Annotated in this window: 14 protein-coding genes and 1 tRNA gene; 9 read left to right on the plus strand and 6 right to left on the minus strand. The window is 48.6% G+C overall.

All coding sequences use genetic code 11. The annotated features are described in order from the left end of the window. The 7 genes from K1X45_RS14635 (at position 1) to K1X45_RS14665 (ending at position 8,607) form a co-directional block, all read left to right on the plus strand. A complete protein-coding gene (locus K1X45_RS14635; RefSeq protein ID WP_220159270.1) occupies positions 1 to 507 on the plus strand; it encodes an ureidoglycolate lyase in 507 nt (168 codons plus the stop codon). Between the two features lie 149 nt (positions 508 to 656). Continuing rightward, a complete protein-coding gene (gene xdhA, locus K1X45_RS14640) occupies positions 657 to 2,138 on the plus strand; it encodes a xanthine dehydrogenase small subunit (RefSeq protein ID WP_220159271.1) in 1,482 nt (493 codons plus the stop codon). Continuing rightward, the gene (xdhB, locus tag K1X45_RS14645; protein WP_220159272.1) at positions 2,135 to 4,516 is read left to right on the plus strand and encodes a xanthine dehydrogenase molybdopterin binding subunit; all 2,382 of its coding nucleotides are present in this window, start codon (positions 2,135 to 2,137) and stop codon (positions 4,514 to 4,516) included. The genes xdhA and xdhB overlap by 4 nt, the downstream gene beginning before the upstream one ends. A gap of 1 nt (position 4,517) precedes the next feature. Then, positions 4,518 to 5,039: a 2-oxo-4-hydroxy-4-carboxy-5-ureidoimidazoline decarboxylase gene (gene uraD / locus K1X45_RS14650; protein ID WP_220159273.1), complete on the plus strand. Its 522-nt coding sequence runs from the start codon at positions 4,518 to 4,520 to the stop codon at positions 5,037 to 5,039. A 27-nt stretch (positions 5,040 to 5,066) separates the two neighbouring features. Next, positions 5,067 to 5,423: a hydroxyisourate hydrolase gene (gene uraH, locus K1X45_RS14655; RefSeq protein ID WP_220159274.1), complete on the plus strand. Its 357-nt coding sequence runs from the start codon at positions 5,067 to 5,069 to the stop codon at positions 5,421 to 5,423. 81 nt (positions 5,424 to 5,504) lie between these two features. After that, on the plus strand, positions 5,505 to 6,326 hold the full coding sequence (locus K1X45_RS14660) for a DUF2793 domain-containing protein (protein ID WP_220159275.1): 822 nt from the start codon (positions 5,505 to 5,507) through the stop codon (positions 6,324 to 6,326). A 415-nt stretch (positions 6,327 to 6,741) separates the two neighbouring features. Further along, positions 6,742 to 8,607 (plus strand): nucleoside-diphosphate sugar epimerase/dehydratase, encoded by a 1,866-nt coding sequence (locus K1X45_RS14665; RefSeq protein WP_220159276.1) that lies wholly within the window; start codon positions 6,742 to 6,744, stop codon positions 8,605 to 8,607. Here the strand turns inward: K1X45_RS14665 and K1X45_RS14670 are convergent, their stop codons facing one another. Further along, on the minus strand, positions 8,608 to 9,606 hold the full coding sequence (locus K1X45_RS14670) for a glycosyltransferase family 4 protein (protein WP_220159277.1): 999 nt from the start codon (positions 9,604 to 9,606) through the stop codon (positions 8,608 to 8,610). A gap of 328 nt (positions 9,607 to 9,934) precedes the next feature. Here K1X45_RS14670 and K1X45_RS14675 point away from each other — a divergent pair. Both K1X45_RS14675 and K1X45_RS14680 read left to right on the plus strand, forming a co-directional pair. After that, positions 9,935 to 10,009: transfer RNA gene (locus K1X45_RS14675), tRNA-Gln, on the plus strand. 200 nt (positions 10,010 to 10,209) lie between these two features. Beyond that, positions 10,210 to 11,094: a DUF2806 domain-containing protein gene (locus K1X45_RS14680; RefSeq protein ID WP_220159278.1), complete on the plus strand. Its 885-nt coding sequence runs from the start codon at positions 10,210 to 10,212 to the stop codon at positions 11,092 to 11,094. Between the two features lie 93 nt (positions 11,095 to 11,187). On the opposite strand, the gene K1X45_RS14685 is transcribed toward K1X45_RS14680, so the two are convergent. The 5 genes from K1X45_RS14685 to K1X45_RS14705 all read right to left on the minus strand — a co-directional run bounded on the left by K1X45_RS14685 (position 11,188) and on the right by K1X45_RS14705 (position 16,671). After that, a complete protein-coding gene (locus K1X45_RS14685) occupies positions 11,188 to 11,379 on the minus strand; it encodes a hypothetical protein (protein WP_220159279.1) in 192 nt (63 codons plus the stop codon). Between the two features lie 9 nt (positions 11,380 to 11,388). Beyond that, a complete protein-coding gene (locus K1X45_RS14690; RefSeq protein ID WP_220159280.1) occupies positions 11,389 to 11,724 on the minus strand; it encodes a hypothetical protein in 336 nt (111 codons plus the stop codon). Between the two features lie 369 nt (positions 11,725 to 12,093). Continuing rightward, positions 12,094 to 13,389 carry a hypothetical protein gene (locus K1X45_RS14695; RefSeq protein WP_220159281.1) on the minus strand — a complete coding sequence of 432 codons (1,296 nt, stop codon included), beginning with the start codon at positions 13,387 to 13,389 and terminating at the stop codon, positions 12,094 to 12,096. Between the two features lie 410 nt (positions 13,390 to 13,799). Then, the gene (locus K1X45_RS14700) at positions 13,800 to 16,445 is read right to left on the minus strand and encodes a hypothetical protein (protein WP_220159282.1); all 2,646 of its coding nucleotides are present in this window, start codon (positions 16,443 to 16,445) and stop codon (positions 13,800 to 13,802) included. Next, entirely contained in the window at positions 16,438 to 16,671 is a 234-nt protein-coding gene (locus tag K1X45_RS14705; protein WP_220159283.1) for a terminase TerL endonuclease subunit, read from the minus strand. Before K1X45_RS14705 ends, K1X45_RS14700 begins: the two co-directional genes overlap by 8 nt. Positions 16,672 to 16,677: the final 6 nt, after the last annotated feature.

A 16,677-nucleotide genomic window follows, 5' to 3' on the forward strand; every position in this document is an offset into this window, starting at 1 on the left:
ATGGAACTGATCAATTTGCCGGTACGGGCTTTGACGCCGGAAAATTTTGCACCTTTCGGGGATATTATCGAGACAGGGTTGGGCGAGGTTAAACTCATTAACTGGGACATTACCGAGCGTCACCATGCGCTGGCGAAAGCCGATGTTATCGGTGAGGACGCTCATGTTTTGATGAATATCTTCCGCAGTAAGCCTTGGCAGTTGCCGCTGACCATTAAGATGGTTGAACGCCACCCGCTGGGCTCGCAAGCCTTTATGCCGCTGAACGGGCGTGACTATCTGGTGGTTGTTGCCGAAGATAATAACGGTGTTCCGCATGCGCCGGTGGCGTTTTTGACGAAAGGCAATCAGGGCGTGAATTATCACCGCAATGTCTGGCATCATCCGCTGCTGGCGCTGGATGAGACATCAGATTTTCTGGTGGTGGATCGTGGCGGTGCGGGCAATAATCTGGAAGAATATTACTTCCCGCAGCAAAATTTTACGATTTCTGACAGGGAGATTTGACCATCCGGTCAGATGCTCCGAATTCACATAGTTTAAAAGCGGCATGATACAGATCAGAAATGTCGCTTTAAAACGCAACTCAAAGCTAATTTGCCGCATTTGTCACGCCACATCTTGACGACCCTTCAGAGGCGTAACAATCTGGTCTTATGACACAGATGATCCGTTTCTTTCTGAATGGTCACCGGCAGGATGTTCAGATCCGGCCAGATACAACGGTTCTGGAATGGTTGCGCGGGGAGGCGCGGCTCAAGGGAACGAAGGAGGGCTGTGCTGAGGGGGATTGCGGGGCGTGCTCCGTTTTAATCGGCACAGATAAAGACGCAATTGCGCAGGCTGACACTGCGGCGGGTGAACCACAATCGAACAATACCGACGGAGCATTTCGCTACCGCGCTGTTAACAGCTGTATCCTGACAATGGGACAGCTGGACGGTCAGGCATTGGTTACGGTTGAGGGGCTGAAAACTTCACAACTTCATCCCGTGCAGGCGGCGATGGCCGAAAACGGCTCATCGCAATGCGGTTTTTGTACACCCGGTATTGTGATGTCGCTGAGTGGACTGGCTGCGGATTGTGCAAGTCACGGTACCAAAGCCGATGATCAGCTGATCCACGACACGCTGGCAGGCAATCTCTGCCGCTGCACCGGCTATCGCCCGATTGTTGAAGCTACTCGCAAGGTGATTGCGGAAGGCGGCGCACCGGTAGCACAGCCGCTTTCCGGTTCCTTGCAGGATATCCGTCCGCAAACAGGTTTCAGCCATGGCGGCTCAACCTATCATCAGCCGCAGACACTCAAAGAACTGCTCGAATTACGTGCGCAATATCCGCAGAGCCTGCTGCTGGCGGGTGGCACTGATCTCGGTGTGGCGCTGGCCGATTATCACAGTGACTGGAATGAGGTTATTTCAACGGCGCATGTGGGTGAATTGCGCGATATCCGTGAGGATGAAGCATCTTTCCGGTTTGGCGCTGCGGTGACATGGGCAGAGGTGCTGAAAACAATCGGCAATCATTACCCGTCACTCACTGTTTTATTGCGCCGTTTCGGTTCTGTACAAATCCGTAATCAGGGCACGATTGGCGGCAATATCGGCACGGCCAGCCCGATAGGGGACGGACCGCCAGCGCTGATCGGTCTTGATGCACGGATTGAACTGGCTGGCTCAAATGGCAGTCGTACACTGCCGCTGGAAGATTTCTTTCTCGATTACCGCAAGACGGAACTGCGCAATGATGAGGTGATTGTCTCTGTCACACTTCCGAAGCTGACTGCTGGACAGGATTACCGCGTTTATAAAATCTCCAAACGTTACGACCAGGATATTTCCACCGTTTGCGGTGCATTCCGCGTAACACAGAAGAACGGCATTATAACAGATGCTCGTATCGCCTTTGGCGGTATGGCAGCGATCCCTAAACGAGTGAAAAGTGCGGAACAGGCGCTGATCGGTAAGACGTTAGATGAGGCCGCAGTCGCAGCCTGTATGCAAGCTATTGCTACAGAGCTTAGTCCATTAAGTGACTGGCGCGGCAGTGCCGAATACCGGTTGATGGTGGCGCAAAATCTGGTGGAGCGTCTGCGCCATGATCTGGCCGGTGAAGTGGTGGAGGTAATGGCACTATGATCGCACTTAATCAGCCTTTTCCAACGCCTGATAATATCGAAAAAGTCGAGCGCAGCATTATCGGTCATGGTGTCGTGCATGATTCTGCGAGCCGCCATGTGGCGGGTGCCGCAACTTATATTGATGATATGCCGGAATTGCCGGATACGCTTCATGCCGCCTTTATATTATCGCCGGTTGCCCATGGTCGGTTGAAAAGCATGGATGCCCGTGAAGCTCTGGCGCAGGCCGGTGTGGTCGGTATCTGGGATGTGCATGATATTCCGGGCATCAATGATGTTTCGCCGGGTCTCCCCGGTGAACCGCTCTTTGCTGAGGAGCTGCTTGATCATCAGGGGCGGGCAATTGCGGTGATTGCTGCCACTAGTTTTGAAGCCGCTTATAAGGCTGCCAAGCTGGTGAAGCTAGATATTGAGGAACTGCAGCCGGTGCTGGATGTGGAAGAAGCGCACCGGCAAAGGAGCTATGTGATCCCACAACAGGTGGTGCAACAGGGCGATGCCAAAACCGGCATTGCTAATGCGAAACATAAGTTTTCCGGCCGTCTTTCAATGGGCGGGCAGGATCATTTCTACCTCGAAACTCATATTGCCTACGCTATTCCCGGTGAAAACTGGCCGCATGAGAACGGCGATATGCTGGTGCATTCATCAACGCAGCATCCGAGCGAAGTGCAGCATCATGTGGCACATGTGCTGGGGCTTCATGCCCATGCGGTGGAATGTCAGGTGCGGCGCATGGGTGGTGGCTTCGGTGGTAAGGAAAGTCAGGCAACGATTATAGCCTGTGCCGCCGCGCTGGTTGCAGCTAAAACCGGACGCCCGTGCAAAATGCGCCTCAAGCGCCGCGATGATATGATTGCGACCGGCAAGCGTCATGATTTTGTAGTGCATTGGCAGGCGGGTACAGACAGCCGTGGACGTATTAAAGGGTTGGATATCGAGTTTCTAGCTCGCGCCGGAAACCTGCCGGATCTCACAGGGCCGGTGATTGCCCGTGCGCTGACCCATGCCGATAATTCCTATTTTATCGAAAATGCGCATTTCATTGGTCATGCCTGCAAAACCAATACCGTGTCTAATACGGCATTTCGCGGATTTGGCGGGCCGCAGGGGATTATCGCGATTGAAACAATCGTCGATACGATTGCCCGTGAGCTGAAACTTGATCCCAATCAACTGCGTGCCATCAACTATTACGGCGACGAGACGGGGGATGAAACGCCCTATGGCCAGAAGGTTGAAGACAACCGGCTGGTACAGGTCACAGAAGCGCTGCTGAGCAGCAGTGAATGGCAAAAACGGCGTGCGGAAATTGATGCCTATAATGCGGGTAATCCGCTGATCCGTCGCGGATTGGCGATGATGCCGGTGAAGTTTGGTATCTCGTTCAATCTTACAGCGCTCAATCAGGCTGGTGCTCTGGTGCATGTTTATCAGGATGGTTCGGTGTTTCTGAACCATGGTGGTACGGAGATGGGGCAGGGGCTGTTTGTCAAAGTCGCACAGGTGGTGGCTGAAGTGTTCCAGATTGATCTGGACATGGTGCGTATCTCGGCGACAGCGACCGGCAAAGTACCGAACACCTCTGCGACCGCTGCTTCGACCGGTTCTGATCTCAACGGTATGGCAGCCTTTAAAGCAGCAACGGCAATCAAAAGCCGCATGACCAAGGTTGCTGCAGAGCATTACAACACAGAAGAGAGCGAGATCATCTTCCGTGGTAATCGTGTCTATGCAGGTAATGAATCCATGTCCTTTGGCGAACTTGCCAAGCTGACATGGTCAAAACGTGTGCAGCTTTCGGAAGCTGCCCATTATGCGACACCGAAAATCCATTGGGACGGCAAGACAATGCGCGGCCGCCCGTTCTTCTATTTCACCTATGGTGCAGCAGTTGCCGAAGTGGCGGTGGATACGCTGACCGGTGAAACACGCTGCCTGCGGGCGGATATTTTGCAGGATGTCGGCTTTCCACTTAATCCGGCGATTGATCTCGGCCAGATTGAAGGCGCTTTTGTGCAGGGCATGGGCTGGGTCACTTGCGAGGAGTTATGGTGGGACAAGGCCGGACGGTTACGCACAGCAGGCCCTTCGACCTATAAAATTCCGGGCTCGCGCGATGTGCCGGAAATCTTCAATGTGCGGATTTTGGAAAACGCACCGAACCGTGAGGAAACAGTGTTCCGCTCTAAGGCGATTGGCGAGCCACCGTTAATGCTGGGGATCTCCGTCTGGCTGGCAATCCGCGATGCCATTGCTTCGATTACGGACCATCAGTTCTCGCCGGAACTGGATGCACCGGCCACACCGGAGACCGTGCTGAAATCGATCATCAAATTGCGTCAGCGCCAGAGTGGAAATAACAAGCAGGGTTGAGATGAATTTGCAGGATTCAAATTCGCTGTCTGAAACGGAGTTTGTCTCTGTTCTGGGCGGTATTTTCGAGCATTCTCCTTGGGTGGCAGAAGCCGTGGCCGGAGACAGGCCGTTCGCTTCTGTTTCTGCTTTGCATCAGGCAATGGTGCAGGCAGTTGAAAAGGCAGGTGTGACCAAACAACTGGCGCTGATCCGTGCGCATCCTGATCTGGCAGGCAAAGCTGCGCGTGCAGGTCATCTCACCGATGTTTCTACAAGTGAGCAGAAGGGGGCAGGGCTCGACCGGCTGGATGACGCGGAATATGAGCGCTTTCACCAGCTGAATGATGCTTATAAACAGCGTTTTGACTTTCCCTTTATTCTCGCAGTGCGTGGTTTCGACGGTAAAGGACATGACAAACATTCCATCCTTGCCAGTTTTGAAGTGCGTCTGAAAAATACACCGGAGCAGGAAATTTCTGAGGCACTGCGGCAGATTGCGCGTATCGCAGAACTGCGGCTGGGGGATATGCTCACATCATAGATTACATGCAGCAGAAAAGGTATGGTTATGGCAAAACTCTCAACCCATGTTCTTGATACTGCTCATGGCAAACCGGCTGCCGCAATGCGTCTTGAGCTTTATCGGGTGAAGGGCAGTGGTGAGCTGGAGCTGGTTAAGCGGACTGCAACCAATCTTGATGGCCGCACTGATGAGCTTCTGCTCAATGAAGCGGAAATGCGTATCGGCACTTATGAAATTCAGTTTCACGTGGCCGAATATTTTGAATCGCAAGGTGCGGATCAGGCGAAGCCGCCATTTCTTGATCTGATTCCGATCCGGTTTTCTATTGCCGATGAGAGCGCAAATTATCATGTGCCGCTTCTGGTCAGCCCGTGGGCTTATTCCACTTATCGTGGCAGCTAAAGGCACGACGGGCAAATCTATCCCCGCTCTTTATTCTTTCCGTAGACTTTTCCCGTTCATGAACAACGGGAAAAGCAAGATATGGAAACGACCCCTAATCTGAAAATGCCTTATATTCTGCCCAGGCAGGCGCAGAAACACGTCACGCATAATGAAGCACTGCGTTATCTCGATGCACTTCTGCATCTGTATGTTTTAAGCCGTCAATATTCTTCGCCACCCGTTACGGCGCAGGAGGGTGATCGTTATCTGGTGCCTGTGGGAGCCGCGGATTTATGGAGCGGGCAGGATGGCAATCTTGCAGCTTTTATGGATGGGGAATGGTTCTTCTTCACGCCTTTGCGCGGCTGGATCATGCACATTGCTGATGAAAATGCGCTGTTCATATTTAATGGCAGTCAATGGCAGGCACTGCTGAACCCGCAGCCGATGGTTGGAGTAAATACGGAGGCTGATACCTATAACCGCTTGGCTGTAGCCTCTGACGCCGTTCTGCTGACCCATAGCGGGGCAGGGCATCAGTTGAAAATCAATAAAAACCTGAGTGAGAATACTGCATCCCTGTTATTTCAGAGTAGCTGGACCGGCTATGCTGAAATGGGAATCGCCGGTGAAAATAACTTCAGCATTAAAGTTGCAGATGATAGCGGGCAGTGGCGACAGGCACTGCGGATTGATCGTGCTAGCGGTAATATAGCTATCGGCTCGGTCTGGCCAACAGCACCGTTGCATGTTGAGGGGCCAATTCGCACCGGAAATTATGAGAGTGGTGCTTTGCCGAATGCTGCGCAGAGCGGTGCAGGTGCTGTTATTTTTATCAGGATAGGTCAGAGCGGGAAGCTTGCCTTCAGTGATGGTCAGCAGTGGCTTTGGGTAGACGATAATCAGCCTGTCACTCCATGACCTTGTTAAGGTTGCGATAATTTGTTGCACGGCCTTTCAAAACAATCGGGGGATTTAGATTGATATGTCGTGCAACAGCAGCGAATCTGATGAATTATAAATGCCGGATAAATTTCTCTTACGGAACCTGAGAAAGCTTGATTGGTAAGGCAGTGGTCTATGGTTCACGTTGAAAAAAACTATGAGAAGCAGTAATTTTTTAATGCATCCATCGCATAGGCACTTTTGTTCGCAATTCCTGTGAATAGAGATAGATTTGCTGGTTTTGATATAAGTATTTTGTTAGTCAGTATGAGTAAGCTATTTTATTTAAATTTAATACTTGAACAAATTTGTCAAGTTATTCTTTTGCCTGATTATGATTGTGGAAGTAGGATGCAAATTTTGCTGAAGAATAAGGTGAGAGATTAACCGCATGAAAACGGCAGATGTTTCAAGGCGGATTGCGGGACTCCCGCGATCTATAAAGCAACTTATCACGCTTGGCGTGGATATTACCTTGTTGTTGCTTGGCGTCTATGTTGCTTATGTTCTGCGTTATGGCTTTCTGTTCGTGCCAAATACCAAGCAAATATTGCTGATGCTGGCGGCGCCGCTGGTCGCTGTGCCGGTTTTTATTCGCTACGGTCTTTATCGTTCTGTTATTCGCTATCTGCCGGAAAAGGCAATCTGGTCTATCTTTCAGGCAACCGCTGTTGCGGCTTTGCTATGGGTTGCTATCGCATTTTTGACTGAAATGACCGGCGGAACCGGTGTTCCGCGTTCTGTTCCGCTGATCTATTGGCTGGTAATTACAATTTTGGTTTCCATTTCCCGTTTCGGCGCCAAATGGATTTTGCGGGATAGTACCGGCCCTGTATCCCGGGAAGTGGCATTGATTATCGGTACCGGTGAGGCTGCGCAGCAACTGGCAGCGGCATTGCGTGTGCATCGCGATACTTATGTGGCCGGTTTTATTGATCGTGATCCGTCGTTGCTCGGTATGGATATTGCCGGAACCCGTGTTTATGCACCGACATCTATCGATGATCTGGTTAAAAATTACGGTGTTTGTCAGGTCGTAATCTCTGATCCGTCGATGGGAGAGACAGAGCGGAAAGCCTATGCCAGTATTTTAGGGCGCCTGAAAATCCGTACCAGTATTCTGCCGCCGATTGCAGATCTGTCGCGGGGAAAATATCTGGTTGGTGCGCTGCGTAATATTGAAATTGATGACCTGCTGGGGCGTTCGCCGGTGCCGCCGGATGAGGCAATGCTGCAGTCGATGATTGAGGGGCACTCAATCATGGTAACAGGTGCCGGTGGTTCTATCGGCAGCGAATTGTGCCGTACAATTGTCAACTGGAAACCGCGCAAACTGGTTTTGTTTGAGGTCGGGGAATTTGCGCTCTATCAGCTGGAGCGCAAACTGAAATCTGTCGCGAATTGTGAAATTGTTCCGGTATTGGGGTCTGTAACCCAGCAGGAATTGCTGGAGAATGTTATTCACTCTCACGGGGTTGATACGATTTATCATTGTGCTGCCTATAAGCATGTGCCTTTGGTTGAGGTGAACCCGCTTGAAGGCATTCGTAATAATGTTATGGGCACAAAGGCTGTTGCCGATGCTGCGCTGAAGACCGGTGTAGAGCGTTTTATTTTGATTTCATCCGATAAAGCTGTTCGCCCGACTAATGTTATGGGGGCAACCAAAAGATGGGCAGAATTTGTTATCCGCCATTATGGAGATCTTGCGCAGCAGAAAGGTTCGGCACAGTCATTTTCGAGCGTTCGGTTCGGTAATGTTCTGGGGTCTAACGGGTCGGTTGTACCGCTGTTTCGTGAGCAGATTGCTGCAGGAGGCCCTGTAACGCTGACTGATGAAAATATGACCCGTTACTTCATGTCGATCCGCGAGGCTGCAGAACTGATTATCCAGTCCGGTGCGGTTATAAAAAGTGGTGAGACGGCTTTGCTGGAAATGGGGAGTCCGGTGAAAATCAGAGATCTGGCTGAGAATATGATCCTGATGGCCGGACTGTCTGTGCGCGATATTAAAAATCCTGACGGGGATATCACAATACGGGTGACTGGTATCCGTGAGGGCGAGAAGCTTTACGAGGAGCTGTTTTATGATCCGGATAAAGCATTACGTACCCGTCACCCAAAAATTCTTTGTGCGGAAAAACGTGGCACAAAAGCTGAAGAAATACCGCAGCGCCTACCGCAGATGCAGCAACTTCTTGATGATAACGATGCTGAAGGTGCTAAAGCGCTGTTGTTTGACTATATCCGCCAGTAATTAAATCCTTTTGCGAAAATAAAGGATCAGCAGCGCTGTTAGCGCCAGGGCGATTATCAGGCCGGATAATTGCCCGATAAACGTGCCTGACCACAGCGTGGCTGCAGTAATAGCGCCCAATATAAGATTGAGCAGTGCAAGGCTGCCGGTAACAAAATAAACGGATTTTCCCGAGCGTTTGGCGATCTGATAGGCATGGGAAGAGTGTGCCTGTAATATATTCTCACCTTTGCGGAGACGCAGGATAATCGTGCTGCCAGCGTCGAGAATATAATAAAGCGGCAGGATGAGAGCGGGAATAATACCTGCTTGTCCGGCAAAGAGCAGAAATACTGCACCGGTAATCAGGCCAAGCGGCAGACTACCGGAATCACCGAGAAAGATTGAGGCAGGCGGGCGGTTAAAAACTGCAAATCCTGCGAGAGCACCACTTATCGCCAGACTAATCGCCGGAATTGCCGGCTCCTGAAGAAATATAGCTGAGAGAATTCCGAGCAGTAATAGTGGAATTCCAATGCCGGTGACAGTCAGCCAATCCAGGCCGTCCATAAAATTGGCGACATTAATACTTCCAAGGATGGCGATGCTCAAAAACAGCATTTCAAGCCAATAGGGGAGGAGATCGGGCAAGAGTCTGAAATCAGCACCTAAACTGTAAACAGCGAGAATTGCGGCCAGAAGTTGCAAAGGAAGTCTTGCGCGTACAGACAGTTCTTTTCGGTCATCCAGATAGCCGGTAACCCAGACTAACGAAGCTGCAATGACAAGGCTGATACTCATCCGTGCCGGTATCATTTCCCATAGGCCAAAAATAATCAGTGCACATATGAAAACCGGAATGCAGGCCAGTCCGCCGATTTGTCTGGCAGGGACGGAATGGTTGGAGCGCGGATTAAAGCCGGCAGCAAGAAAATTCGCAGGAAGTTTGTCTTTTAAAATCAGGAGCAGGAGTGTGGAGAAAATAAAGCAGAGAGGAAAAATCCACCAATAAACTGACAAGCTGCTGTCTCCTGAAGTGTAAGGTAATCCGGCAAGCGGTTGAATATGATATAATTTAATCTGAAACAGATTGTCTGAACCCTTTAAACTGTATCGGAGCGCAGTCAAACTTACTTAATTACTGTTGTCTTTACGCGTTTATGAGCTGCTTTTCCAGCATGTTGGAGAGCGGAGAACTTGCGAAGCTGAAAACGTAAAACACTTTTTTGAAGTTGGACGGGTTTGCTTTGTTTTAAAATGTAAAAATCTGATTTCAATGCATTGCACAATGGATTTCTTGCGGCTATAAGCCGGATCAACCGCCACGGAATCTCTCCGTGATTTGTATTGGGGCGTAGCCAAGCGGTAAGGCAGCGGTTTTTGGTACCGCCATCCCCTGGTTCGAATCCAGGCGCCCCAGCCATTCCTATTTTATCAATACAATCAATAACTTAAGAAGCCGCCTTAGCAGTACTCCTTAACAGTTCTCCATAGCATCAGACCTTAACAGCCTGTGGATAATGGTAGGCTTTTGCATAATACCAATTCTTGTTGCTGCATTTTTTTTGAATGCACTTACTCTCTTATAGGAATCAATACTCACTTGACTTAAGGAACGGGCGAATGACGGGCGGGAATAATCTAGTTAATTTCGGTGGCCTTGCTAAACCTGCTGTTGTTTTAATCGAAAAAGTCTCCGATGCTGTCGGTGGTATTGCCAAGCCTTGGCAAACTAAAAGAGTTGCAAGAGCTGAAGCTGAGGCGGAAAAGATTGCCGCTCTTGCTAAGATAGAGATTTCTGAATTGCAGCAACGCGCCTTACAGCGAATGGTACGTGAAGAAGCGATTAAGCAAGAAAATATTGAGAAAATTACTGAGGGCGCGGCGAGTGCTTTAAACGATGATGCAAAACCTGAAGAACTATCTAATGATTGGCTCTTTCATTTTTTTGAAAAAGCAAAAATAGTTTCTGACGAAGAAATGCAAAGCTTGTGGTCTAAGTTGCTAGCTCAAGAAGCAAACGAACCAAACTCCTGCGCAAGAAAAACTGTAGAGGTTATGGCAGGGTTGGACAGAAAGGATGCTCAATTATTTACCCAATTATGCTCTTATGTTTGGCAGGTAGGTGAATTGGAAGCAATTGTTAAAGTAGATGCGGTGAAGCCAAACGGTAATTTAGATGTTATGTTTTCGGATTTAGTACATCTTCAAAGTTTAGGCCTCATATCTTTTGAGCCTATTGGTGGATATGCATACCATCTTACCGGAAAGTACATTAATCTTTTATATTATGGTCGACCAGTATTAATGAGTTTTCAATCTGAAAACGGGAATAAACTTGAACGAGGCAATGTGGGTTTAACGAGGGCTGGGCGAGAGTTGGCTCGTATTGCAGGATCTAAAGCTAACCGTTCATATTTTGATGAAGTACTTCAATCTTGGTTTAATCAAGGAATCAGTATTGCAACAACAATCGATTCAAAAGATCGATGGGAGTGTTTTAAATAAAAGCTATAAACTAACCTCATTGTAACTATTCGCTAGCAAATTCTGGCGAATAGTTACTAGTGTAATAGGTTGCTACGGGTAGAATGCGTGGTCTTATTTGTTGCAAAAACCTGTAGCCGCCTGATTGAAGTTGTCACGCTGCATCTGCTCAAGGGTGCGCTTAAGGTCAGGACTGCCGCGAACGGTCAGTGCTACCAAGCTGACAATGTTCTTCTTAAGCCGATCAATGCCAGAGCGGTTTCTGTATGCCTCAATAATGCGGTCGCGGACTTCAATGCTGTTCATTTCAAAATCTCAATTCATTAATTCAATCGTTAAATAATTCGGGGTGTTCATTGCCTCATGCCAGCGACTTTTGATTTCCGGCTCCATGTCCGGCGCATCATCGAGAGCCATGTCAGGCACTATGCCGAGGTGATTGGCGAGGCCAATCAGAATGTCATTCATTGGTGTTTGCGTCGGGTTCGCAAAGAAAGCTTGTTTAGCGCTCTCAAGAAAATCAATCAGACTCTCAACCGGAACAACATTAACGCCGTCCATTGGAAGGATTGAAATCTGATTATGCGTGTTGCTCATTGCTGTATGCCTTGTTTTATTCGGTATGTGATTTCTTAAGGAAATATAAACCATCAAGAATCACGTATCAACATAATATTTAACAGAATCAATGTAGTAGTGATGTTTGTAAATAAACGTTTATATATTTTTGTACTTAAAAACCGCGTAATATGTGGCTTTACGTGGCTGTAGTTGCTTTAAAATATTTTTACGTGGCTGTTAATAAGCTTGATATTGATTGCCGGAAGCTTGAGGTGAGGGCGCAAAAAATCTGCCAGCCTCTAGTATGAAGCTGCGGAGAGGGGCTGGCTTTTAAATGGCGGTTAAAATCGCCATGCAAGGCCGTGTGGCGCCGTTGTGCGCGGATATGTCGAGAGTGCGCCGGATGGCTGGAAGGACTCAGGTGTGTAAGTATGAGTCTTTCCAGTGATATGTAACAGATTAGGCCGCAATCATGAGTTTGGAATTGTCGTTTGACCGCCCGTAATAGCGATTTTCCGCATGCATCTTGGTTTGAAATTTCACCATAAGCTGGTTGGCTCCAGTTAGATCACCGGAAGCTATATACAGCTTGGTACGGTTCTCAGCTTTTTTTAGGTAGCCGTAAACTCCAAGTCCATCATAAATATCGCGAATATGTGCGCCGTCATTTTTGAGTGAAACGCCGCCAACGTTGCACATAAGGCGCTTCAATTCTGTGGTCTGTTCGTCAGTCATGCTGTCGTGAGCAATCAGCATTACGCCATGCAGGTGCATAGGCTTGACTGATTTCTTGTCGCGTGAGTGTTCAAACTTGAAAGCAAAAGCCACGTTCTGGCCGAAGCGTAATTTCAACGCTCTATTGAGTTTGTCAGTCACAAAACTTGCAGCGTTACATGCAGGGTTTCTAAACATAACCGCGAGCTTGTCAGAAAAAGAAATGCGGAAAAACAGACCGTTATTGTTCGCAGCAAGAATGCAGCCCTGCGCAAATTTTTGTTCTTCTGTAAGGTCGCGGTAACGGGGTGTAAGAAACGGGTCTGCAAGATTGTCTACGTGTTTCTGATATTGTTCAGGTCTGCTTATGCCTGCTGGCGCTGATCGATCAAAATATCCTGTGCGATCAATTGCGCACTTTGTGCGCACGCTCGCCAAGTCAATTATCGATCCTGTGCCATGCGGCACCAATTTTCGCGCCCCGATTTTCCCCTTACTTGTCTTACTCTTCTTGGTGTTTGTTGTATGATTGTTAGTATGATCTGTAGGGGTATGTGAGGGGGTATATTTATGCAGATATGAGACATTATCGTAATCCGGTTGTGGCACCGAAGAAATAAGGCTTTTTTGACCATTTTCGTTATTAGTGTTGTTACTTTTTTTGTCTGGGATATTCTGGCTGCATCCGGTGTTTTCTGGCGTACTAACCTGTAGTCGAACACCTGTGCTTTCACTCAAGTGAACGCCGGTTTTCGGCTGGCCGTCATTGGTAAATTTATACAGGATAGAGCGAAAATCTGCTGTCGCCCATCCTGTTGCGTTTGGCTTCGCCTTGCCAGTATCTAGAATTTTTCCGCAAGCAACTTCCAGTAATCTCCACTGTTCATCGGTCTGCCGGTTCGCAATGGATAAATCCAATTTTAGAACCAAAACCTTACTCTCAGCATCGCGGAAGTTTTGAGCGCTAATATCTGCGCAAAAATCATCAATAAATTGGCTAAAATCGCCTGATGTGGCTTGACTGTTGTTATGGTATAACATAATATTTCTCTTGAGAGTAGTAAAATATAGAAAGCCGCGTTTATTCCATGAGCGCGGTTTTTTGTTGTTTGGGGTTGAGGCTGTCACGCTCTCAAAAATGTCTGTTTTGCTAGTGGCTATTTGCTAGTGGCTATTTGGCTATGGTGCCGGAAAGGGTGCCATTTTTAGCGTACTGCAATTAAAATGAGTTTTCAATCTCATATGTACATATAAATCAACATAACTGCTCACAGGGAGTGTTTTGAGGGTTTATGTATGATTTGAATCATATTGATTGCAATTCTTCTGTGCGGGCATTTATGGCGCTTTTCTGTTGCTGTTCTGTATCGGATGCAGTATAGTAAATTTAATATGTTAGGTGAGTGGTTCAAAAGCCCCCGTTCAAGGTTATTGAGCGGGGGCTTTGTTTATCACCTTCGGCCAATCATATTGCCCGGGCGTTGCTGTCTGGAAAGCTCTTTTGCCACCATACCAGCCATAGATTTTTCAACTTCTTTGCTGATCTGTTTTGCTAGATCGCTATTCTGGTCAGGAGTGCCGCCGGAAGCGTTTACGGTAATGTTAGGGCTGATTACGTTCGTTGTTACGGCCTGATTACCGGCGAGCGGTTTATCAGTGTTAGGGAAGGCCAAGCCGCCAACCAGACCGCCCTCAGCATACCCGCGCTTGGCTGATCTATGCAGGCTCTCAAGGTTGCCAACGCCAAGACGGCGGGTTGCTGCTGCTGACATGACATATTCGCCACGATGCACAACGCCTGCCGGCTGATATTTTCCACCGTGACCGGTATAGCCGCCCTCAGCAAAACCAAACATAGCGCCGAGAATGCCAGTACCGCCTGCGCCGCCAAGAATACTACCTAGTGGGCCTTGTCCAAGTAGTATCGCCTGCAATGTTGCATCTAGTAGCGCATTGACCATGTTTTGCAGTGCGCCGGTGAGCGATTGCGTGCCAGTGAGAAGGCCGGACAAGCTGCTGGTAAAACTCTGTGCGAAAAACAACTGTGCATCTGCCAGACCTTCCGCTTGCTCTGCGGCTGTAATCTGGCCTTGCTTTAGCTGTTCGGTTAGTGTGATTTTCTGCCGTAACGCTGAAAGTTCTTGGCTGGATAGTGTTATTCCCTGTCGCTCAAGTTCTTGCTGTGCACGGAAAAGCTCAAGTTCAATTCGCTGCTGGCTGGCCGATAGGCCGGAAATTTGAGCCTCTTTCTGTGCCAGTGCCAAACCTTCACTAATAGACTGATTCAAGCCTTTGCGTGCATCATCTTGCTGTTTGGCTAGATCGATTGCTTTCTGCTGGCTTTCCGAAGGGGCGATTTTGTCAGGTATATGTTGCGTGCCGTTATAGGTTGCGCGGATTGTATCAGCATCAACACCTTTCAAACCTTCCCACCTGCCACGAAGCTTTTCAACATCGCCAGCGGTTGATTTAATAATAGCCTGCGCGATTGCCGTCTGTGTCGCTTCATCAAACATATGGTCGCCCTGTAAACCAAGGCGCGGCATGAAGTCCTGCAAAGTTTGGCGCGTGATTTGAAAGCGACCTAATGCAGAAGAGTTGAATTTATTGTCAGGGTGCGCAAGCATCTGACCTTGTAGCGCCATAATTTCATTGAGAGACATGCCGGTGAGGTTGCGATTGCCACCGGTAAACTTCCCATATGCCAGCGTTTCATTGTAACCGCGCCCTTTGTCGGTGCCTTCCGCCGCACCAATAAGGTCTAACAAATTTTTATGCTGGCCGAATTTCGCGTTTGTGAGTGCTCTATTTCTAAGGCGGTTCGCTTCTTCAATCTCTACCGGTGTTTTGGCATTTCTTACAGTCTGTTGAAATACCTTGTCGATATTTTCAATTGATGCAAGTTCATCAAGCTCTTTCTTTAGCTCAGGCACGAGGTTTTTCAATTCATTGAGCGAGGCTTTGAAATTTGCGGACGCTGAGACGCTGCTATTGAAACCATTGGATAGCGATAAGGTGGCGGTTGAAAGCTCTTTGAGCGCGGCAGAAAATTCCCGACTGTGTGGAGTCAATTCGGCAATCTTATTGTCTACGGCTTCAAGATCATCCTCAAATCTTGATAGCGCTAAGCCATCAAAGTCCTTATCAAAATCAACCTTGCTGCGAAGTTCTGAAATGCTTTTCATAAGATCAGCACGTTTCGCCAATAGGCCGTTTAATTTTTCCTCATTAGATTCATTCGGCAAGCCAAACCAGTTCACGCCATTAGGGGACTCTGTGTAAGCATACTTATTTACGACCTTGCCAATTTTCTGCGCATATTTAATGGTTTCGAGCGCGGCCTTTTTCGCATTGACCTCAGCATTACGCCACATTGTCTCAAACTCAGCGTCAACTTGCTTGGCGGCATCAATTTGCTCTTGTGTAAATAAAGCGGCTTCGCTGCGGAGCTTTTGGATTTGATCGACGGAAAGGCCAAGCATTTTCGACATTTCCTCTGCGCCGGTGCCGCCAAACAGTTCATCCATGTTTCGAGCCTGCGCGGCCTTATCCATTTTTTGGAGTTTGCCAATAATTTCATCCATGAAACGAGACGGGTCTTTTAGACGCTCTGCAACATCTGCCGCGCTATATCCGAGACGCTCAAAGGCTTCTGCCGCGCCGCCCTTGCCGGTAATTACAAATTCATCGCCGCGAATATTCAGTTCTTTGAGTGCGTCTGTAACGCCGTCTATACTGGCACCGGTTGCTTTCGCTGCATAAGTCCACTGCTGCCATACCTGTGTTGAAACACGGGCTTTCTCAGCTTCATAACTTATTTCTGCGATGGATTTTGCAAACTGGCCTGCAAAGGATGCTGCCGCCACAACCGCACCACCGGCAAGGAAGGGTGCAAACATACCGGAGAGCTTTGCAGCAATGCCGTCTGTGGTTTTACCGAGGTGTTTTTCCATTTGCTCAGCGGATTGCTTTGTACGGCGTTCCATCTTGCGGAAATTATTGTTTGTCGCACCCTGCGCTTTGGCGAGGTCACGTTCATATTTATTAATTCGCGCCTCAAGCGTTACAACAAGGCGCTGTCCATCTGCATCACTCATAAAAATTCATATCCTGAAATTTATCACTGTCTAAAAAACTATCGAAACTTTCACCGGCTGCGGCTCTGGAAACAGCCATTGCCGCGGCAACTGCACCGTCAATTCGGTCTGTCTTCTGCCCCTTATGCATCCGTACTAATCCCATGTCGGAGCGACTGGCGACAACGCTGTCAAAATGGTGTCGCAAAATCGGGTGTCCGGTATGGCGAATATTCCGGCCATTCACGACGCG

The organism is Pseudochrobactrum sp. Wa41.01b-1 (genome assembly GCF_019464455.1).
Lineage (GTDB): Bacteria > Pseudomonadota > Alphaproteobacteria > Rhizobiales > Rhizobiaceae > Pseudochrobactrum > Pseudochrobactrum saccharolyticum.